Consider the following 6,745-nt stretch of genomic DNA (forward strand, 5'->3'; position numbering starts at 1 on the left):
CGCTTCCCCCGCGCCCGCCGCGCCCGCGCCGGCGGCGAACGCCCCTGCCGCGGCGTCCACCCCGAAGCCCGCTCCCACGCCGACGCAGCAGCAGGCCGCTCCGCGGCAGAACTCGTGCCCGAGCCTGCTCGGGCTCCTGCGGCTCTGTCTCAACGTGTCGCTGGGCTGATCCTCCGCCGTCCGGGCGGCTGACCCGGACGGCGGAGGATCGACGGGATCACGCTGCGTCCCTCGTGTTGATCATGAGGTCGCGACCGGGGTGGTACGGCCATGCGGGCCGGGTCACAGCCTGCCCGCATGGAAGATCTTTTTGCTTTGGGGCGCACACCCCGTGGGTATGCGGCGAGGCGTCCGGAGGCACCCACTTCGTGTTGACGGGCCGGACGGGCTGACCGCCCGGGCACGGGCGCCGCGGCCGCTGATCGGTGCCGCGGCCATCGGGCTCGCGGTGAAGTTCGCCGCGGACGCGTACCCGTGACGTCGTCCCACCGGTGGCGAGAGAACACCGACGGGGCCGGGCCCGGAGGCCACCGGAGCCCCCCTCGTCGCCGTCTCCCCTCACCACCGGCAGCACCGGCGTCCCTTTCATACTTTTTGAGCTTTAGGTGATCATACGTCGACTATATGTGACTTGTCCGGCTTTTGCCGGGGCTGCCGGCCGCGCGCGGGGGTCCGGCGGAACGTGTTGAGTCTCGTTGCCACGCTCATAGGAAGAGGTTGCGCCGTGGTTGGCCTATTCTGGGACAGGATGACCGGGTGCCGATCCGACGCCAGAGTCCGTCAGGCCGCACGTCGCGACGTGCTCAGCCGATGTTGCCGTTGCCGGTCCGTAACGCCGGCCAGCCGATCAGCAGGCGCGACACGCCTGTGACGGCGACCTGCGGTGGCTGCAGCGCCCAGTGGAGCGACCCGGAGACCACGCACTGCCGGATCTGCCACGCCACCTGGCAGAACGTGCAGGGTTTCGACGCCCACCTGGCGGACTGCCAGCCGGGCCTGGCCACCCGTTCCGGCCGCGGCGGCCGGAGGTAGGCACCTTCTCCCCGCGCAGGACAGCCGCTCGTCGGGGTGGGGCGGTACGGGACGGAAGAACCGGCCGGGCCCCCGGGCGCTGCCCGTCCGCTCCGGGGGCCGTCGGCCGCCGGGCCGGGGGTGTCCGGGACCGGGAGCGCGGCCCGAGCCCTCAGTCCGGGGGGTCGGGAAGAGGGCCGACCCGTTGGGCGCCGATAGCGAAGCCGGCGAGGTCGATGCTGGTGTCCGTCCTGGGGGCGAACGAGCGGTCACCGCCGCCGTACACGACGGAGAACATGAGCCCGCCGATGCGCAGCTTGTCGGAGATGCGGGGGTCGTACCCGTGCTCCTTGAAGGCTTCCTTGTTGTTGATCCAGACGACCAGCAGCCCCTGGGAGAAGTCCTCGAAGTTCAGCCGGACTCCCTGCTCGACGCAGATCCACCTGTCGAGCTCCCAGGTCCACGTCTTCTTGCCGGAAATATTGACCGGATGGTCCGGACGCGCGGTGTTGGAATAGACGATGCCCTCGCCCCCCTTTCGCCAGCCGAACCGGCTGGCGAAACCGTTCCGGTCGGTGTCGGAGCGCTCCTCGTTCTCCTTCTTGTAGATGACCCCGTAGAATCCGGGGAGTTTCCCGCCCTTGTTGAAGTCGAAGTCGTGCGGGAATCTCACGTAGTAACGCAGGTACATCTCGTAGGCCGGCCGGCCCTCCATGGCCAGGAAGAGCTGGCTGCCACCGTAGGTGTTCCCGTCGTTGTAGACCTGCCGGTCGACGTCGTCGTTGACCGGGCCGGCCGGCAGCGCCACCCGGGCCAGCCGGGGGAAGCGCGGGTTGTCCGAGGGCAGGATCTGCGTGCGGTCCAGGCCGAACGTTGCCCGCTGCTGTGGGATGAGGCCCTTGCCGAAGAAGTCCGCGGCCCCGTTCGCCAGGGTCGGCGGCGGCCCTGGCGCGGGAGGAGGCGTGGCAGCGCCGGCATCCGGCGGAAGGACCTCGCTGGCCGGGTCGAAGGTGTCGGAGGGCCGGGAACAGCCTGCCGCCGCCATGCCCAGCAGGCCGAGCGCCGACCCGAGCACGGCCCGCCGGGTCCGGGCCGGCCGGCCCGGGAGAACGATCCCGTCATCGGTGGGCCGGGAGGGCCGCGGGCCGGGTACTCCGGGCAGGTACAATCCGTTTCCGTCGTTCATCCACCGACTCCCGCTCGTGCGCCGCTGGGCTGGGGGTGATCTCAAGAATTCTCCGGGTTACGATACACTGTCCGCTCGGAGGCATATCGGTGGGTCACCGTGGCCGTCGGCCGTTGTGGTCCTTTTGGGGCAGGCCTATTAGGTGCCGGGCCCCGATCTTTATCCGGGATCGGGCGAGTGTCGTCGCCCGCGTTTTCCGGCGGAAATCCGGCGCCGTCCCGGCTGGTAATTGTCCGTATCGTTTCGCTTGCCAGGTGGCGGTCCCGGCGCGAACGGCGGCCGGGGCGAACGACGGCGACATGGCGACGGTGTGCTGCTACTTTCCGCGTTGAACGCAGTGCGGCCGGGGCCCGGGTGGCGCACCCGCTGCCGACCGGTCGATGACGGTCGTGGGCAGGGACGACAGCCATGGACGGGGACGGACAGGGACGGGCGGGGACAGGCGGGAGTGGGCGGGGGACGGGCGGACGCCCGGGGACCGCTGATCGCGGGAGAGCGGGTATGACGGTTTGCGGGCTGCTGCGCCTGGACGGTGCCCCGGTGCGGCGTTCGGTCCTCACGGCGATGCTCGCCTCGTCGTCGCTGGGCCTGCCGCCGGCACGGGGTGTGCACCTCGACGGGCCGTTCGGCGTGGTGACGGCCTCGGGGCCCGCCGGTGACCCGACACCGCCGATCGCGGTGGACGCGGAGGGGCTGGTCGTCGTCCTCGACGGCCGCCCCGGACGACGGCGCCGGGGCGGGAACGGCCCGGTAGCGCCGCGCGGCAGTGCGCCAGCCGGCCTCCATGCCCAACCGTCGGTTGCTGTGCCGCCAGGCCTGCCCGCGCGGCCGCCGGCCGGCGTACGGGATGGTCTGCCGGCGCAGCCGCCGGCCGGCGTACGGGATGGTCGGCCCGCCGCTCTTGCCGGTGCGGGCTGTACCGACGCCTGCCTGCTCGCGGCCGCCTACCGCAGGGACGGGGAACGCTGTCTCGGGCCGCTGGGCGGGGACTGGGTCGCGCTGATCTGGGAGCCGGACCGTCGGCGGCTTGTCTGCGCCCGTGCCGGCGATCCGGGGCAGGAACTGCTCACCTGGTCGGACGGGCGCGTTTTCGCGTTCGGGACGGAACCGGCGCAGCTCCGTGCCGCGGGGATGCCGGTGCTGCCGGTGATGCCGGGGATACCGGTGATGCCGGGGATACCGGTGCTGCCGGGGATACCGGTGCTGCCGGGGATACCGGTGCCGGCGGCGGGCCGCCCGCGTCCCGGCCATGGGCTGGGACGGGTCCGCTGGCTCGGGCCTGACGAGCGGCTCGCGGTCCGCCTGCCCGAGGAGGCGGCGGAGCGCTTCGCCGCGTGGGCCGGGCGGAGCGCGGTAGCGATCAGCCGGAGCGCCGGGTCCACCCGGTCGTGACGCTCCGGCTGATGCTGGTGATCCGTCGACTTGTCAGGGACGGCCGAGCGCGTGGTACGTCCAGCCCGCGGCGCGCCACTGGGCGGGGTTGAGGGTGTTGCGGCCGTCGATGACGGTGCGGGCCGCGACGACCGCGGTCAGGGCGTTCGGGTCGAGCTCACGGAATTCAGTCCATTCTGTGAGATGGAGCACAATATGCGCCCCGGTCGCGGCGTCGACAGCGTTGTCGGCGTAGATGAGCTCCGGGTAGGCCCGCCGGGCGTTCGGGATGGCGGCCGGGTCGTAGACGGCGACCGTGGCGCCGGCCTTGCGCAGGGTGTCGGCCACCGCGAGGGCGGGGGAGTCCCGGATGTCGTCGGAGTTGGGTTTGAACGCCGCGCCGAGCACGGCGATCACCTTCCCGGTGACGTCGCCGCCGAGCGCCTCGGTGGCGAGGGTGACGGTGCGGTCGCGGCGCCGCAGGTTGATGGCGTCCACCTCGGCCAGGAAGGCCACGGCCTGGCCGGCGCCGAGCTCGGTCGCGCGGGCCTGGAAGGCGCGGATGTCCTTGGGCAGGCAGCCGCCGCCGAAGCCGAGGCCGGCCTGTAGGAAGCGGCCGCCGATCCGGGTGTCGTACGAGATGGCCTTGGACAGGTGGGTGACGTCGGCCCCGGTGGCCTCGCAGACCTCGGCCATGGCGTTGATGAAGGAGATCTTGGTGGCGAGGAAGGCGTTCGCGGCCACCTTGACCAGCTCCGCGGTGGGGTAGTCGACGGTGACGACGGGCGTGCCGGCGGCGATCACTGCCGCGTAGACGCGGTGCAGCGTCGCCTCGGCGCTGCCGCCGGGCGCGACGCCGAACACGAGCCGGTCGGGGCGCAGGGTGTCGTCGACGGCGAAGCCCTCCCGCAGGAACTCCGGGTTCCAGGCGAGCTCGGCCTCGGGCGCCTGCTCGGCCAGCCAGGCGGCGAGGCGGGCCGCTGTCCCGGCCGGGACCGTGGACTTGCCCACGACCAGCGAGCCCGGCCGCAGCCCACCGGCGATCAGCCCGCTGACCGCGGCGTCGACGTAGCGCATGTCCGCGGAGTTCGACTCGGGGTGCTGGGGCGTCCCGACGCAGACAAAGTGGACGTCCGCCGCGCCGGCGGCGTCCGCCAGCGACGTCGTGAAGGACAGGCGGCCGGACTCCAGGTTCTTGCGGAGCAGCTCCTCCAGCCCGGGCTCGAAGAAGGGCACCTCGCCGGCGGTCAGTCGTTCGATCTTGACCGGGTCGACGTCGACGCCGATGACCTCGAAGCCCAGCTCGGCCATGCAGACCGCGTGTGTAGCGCCCAGGTAGCCGGTTCCAATGACAGAAATTCTCAATGGATCAACAACGGTTGTTGTTCCCATGTGGTTTGTCAACTCCCAGTTGGCGGTAATCTGACTATGGGCGTTGCGTATTCGACATGATCCGTTAACGTTCGTCGGCGCCCGGAGTCATGCGATGCGAAGAAGGGGCATTATGCACGTGCCTCGTAGTCGCAGAGTAAATCCGTCGGGGCCGCGTTATTTCTTGTGACAGGGTAAGTGCGTTCTGTAGCTACCGACACCCCGGGGTGCGTGCGATTCACGTCACACTGCTAACCTCCGGTGCACTGCCATCGGGAGTAGGGTCCTATGCGCCTTCGCGTCCGACGGCCAAGTCTTTGGCCGATATGAGAGGGAGGGCCGCCGGGCCGCTACTTTTCAGGTGGGTCTTTACGGTAACCCCTCGGAGGGAAAACGCCAGGCAATGGACGCGCTCAGTACCGTGATCGACCGCGTCGGATCATACTGGGGACTTGTTCCCCTGGGGATCGCGGGAGTGATCTCGTGGTCGGTGTGGTTGTTCCGACGTGTATTGTCATCTCGTTACAAGCCGATCAACAACAAGTTCCGGACATCCACATCCGTCGTCGTCCCCTCTTTCCGTGAGGACCCGGATGTCATAGAGCGCTGCCTGCAGACATGGCTGGCGCAGAACCCCGACGAGCTCATCATCGTCCCGGACGTCGAGGACACCGAGCTCATCAGCCGGCTGCGCAGGCACGCGCGAGAGCACCGCAACCTCCGCGTGCTTCCCTTCGTGCACGAGGGGAAGCGTTCCGCTCTCGGTGTGGGCATCAAGGCCGCCACCAAGGAGGTCGTGGTCCTCTGCGACTCCGACACGGCCTGGGAGCCGGGCCTGCTCGCCGCCGTCCAGATGCCGTTCGTCGATCCCAAGGTCGGCGGGGTCGGCACCCGGCAGAGCGTCTACAACGCGCGGACCAGCGTCTGGCGCCGGGTGGCCAACTGGCTGGTCGACATCCGTTACCTCGACTACGTGCCGGCGCAGGGCCGGGCGGGCGCGGTCGCCTGCCTGTCCGGGCGGACGGCGGCCTACCGCCGGTCCGCGATCCTGCCGGTGCTGCACAACCTGGAGAACGAGTTCTTCCTGGGCAGGCGGTGCATCGCCGGGGACGACGGGCGGCTGACCTGGCTCACCCTCGCGTCCGGCTACAAGACCGTGCACCAGGACACGGCCCGGGCCATATCGATGTTCCCCGACTCGCTGAAGGCGTTCATCAAGCAGCGGGTGCGGTGGAGCCGCAACTCCTACCGCTGCTACCTGACCGCGATCTACAAGGGCTGGCTGTGGCGGCAGCCGCTGATCTGCCAGATCAGCGTTCTCCAGATCCTGCTCACGCCGGTCACCATGGGGGTGGCCATGACCTATCTGGGGTTCTGGATGGTCCGGCCGCAGGCGAACGCCCCCCTCATCGCGGTCGCGTGGCTGCTGGGCGGACGCGCCGTGCGCGGGCTGTCGCACCTGCGGGAGCAGCCCCGCGACATCTTCATCCTGCCGGTGGTGGTCGTGATGATCGTTATCGTTGCCCTGCCCATCAAGACCTGGGCATTCATAACGATGAACAAGCAGGGCTGGCTGACCCGGCGCGCCGACCTGATAGGCGGCGAGGGGCAGTCGGACGCCTCCGTTCGGGTGAGCCAATAATGATCGGAGTTTCATGATCATCCCGACGCTCGGGCCCGCTGTCCGCCGTGGGCTGTCGTCCGTCGCCAGGCCGTCGCCCGTCGCCAGGCCGTCGCCCGGCCGCCGGCGACGGGCGCGGGCCCGCCTCCTCGCCGGCGGCGTCTGCGCGGGCGCGCTGCTCGGCC

Annotated in this window: 6 protein-coding genes; 3 read left to right on the forward strand and 3 right to left on the reverse strand. The window is 70.5% G+C overall.

What is annotated here, in order from left to right; genetic code table 11:
• Positions 1 to 803: 803 nt before the first annotated feature.
• Positions 804 to 944 carry a hypothetical protein gene (locus NBX02_RS03000; RefSeq protein WP_250284748.1) on the reverse strand — a complete coding sequence of 47 codons (141 nt, stop codon included), beginning with the start codon at positions 942 to 944 and terminating at the stop codon, positions 804 to 806.
• On the opposite strand from NBX02_RS03000, the gene NBX02_RS22890 reads away from it, so the two are divergent.
• On the forward strand, positions 931 to 1,032 hold the full coding sequence (locus tag NBX02_RS22890; protein ID WP_445548228.1) for a hypothetical protein: 102 nt from the start codon (positions 931 to 933) through the stop codon (positions 1,030 to 1,032). The genes NBX02_RS03000 and NBX02_RS22890 overlap by 14 nt on opposite strands.
• Positions 1,033 to 1,183: 151 nt before the next feature.
• Here NBX02_RS22890 and NBX02_RS03005 read toward each other — a convergent pair whose 3' ends face one another.
• Positions 1,184 to 2,197 (reverse strand): polysaccharide lyase, encoded by a 1,014-nt coding sequence (locus tag NBX02_RS03005; protein ID WP_250289891.1) that lies wholly within the window; start codon positions 2,195 to 2,197, stop codon positions 1,184 to 1,186.
• Positions 2,198 to 2,698: 501 nt separating this feature from the next.
• Here NBX02_RS03005 and NBX02_RS03010 point away from each other — a divergent pair.
• A complete protein-coding gene (locus NBX02_RS03010; RefSeq protein WP_250284743.1) occupies positions 2,699 to 3,589 on the forward strand; it encodes a hypothetical protein in 891 nt (296 codons plus the stop codon).
• Positions 3,590 to 3,622: 33 nt separating this feature from the next.
• Here the strand turns inward: NBX02_RS03010 and NBX02_RS03015 are convergent, their stop codons facing one another.
• Complete coding sequence (locus tag NBX02_RS03015) at positions 3,623 to 4,960, reverse strand: UDP-glucose dehydrogenase family protein (protein ID WP_250284742.1); 1,338 nt, start codon at positions 4,958 to 4,960, stop codon at positions 3,623 to 3,625.
• Positions 4,961 to 5,342: 382 nt separating this feature from the next.
• On the opposite strand from NBX02_RS03015, the gene NBX02_RS03020 reads away from it, so the two are divergent.
• The gene (locus tag NBX02_RS03020; RefSeq protein ID WP_250284740.1) at positions 5,343 to 6,581 is read left to right on the forward strand and encodes a glycosyltransferase family 2 protein; all 1,239 of its coding nucleotides are present in this window, start codon (positions 5,343 to 5,345) and stop codon (positions 6,579 to 6,581) included.
• Positions 6,582 to 6,745: the final 164 nt, after the last annotated feature.

The organism is Protofrankia sp. CiP1_Cm_nod1 (assembly GCF_920888515.1).
Taxonomy (GTDB): Bacteria; Actinomycetota; Actinomycetes; order Frankiales; family Frankiaceae; genus Protofrankia.

What these genes read in the sequence shown, in the direction of transcription:
- NBX02_RS03015 (WP_250284742.1), bottom strand. Translation starts at nt 4,960, where the DNA reads ATGGGAACAACAACCGTTGTTGATCCATTGAGAATTTCTGTCATTGGA.
- NBX02_RS03005 (WP_250289891.1), bottom strand. Translation starts at nt 2,197, where the DNA reads ATGAACGACGGAAACGGATTGTACCTGCCCGGAGTACCCGGCCCGCGG.
- NBX02_RS03020 (WP_250284740.1), top strand. Translation starts at nt 5,343, where the DNA reads ATGGACGCGCTCAGTACCGTGATCGACCGCGTCGGATCATACTGGGGA.
- NBX02_RS03010 (WP_250284743.1), top strand. Translation starts at nt 2,699, where the DNA reads ATGACGGTTTGCGGGCTGCTGCGCCTGGACGGTGCCCCGGTGCGGCGT.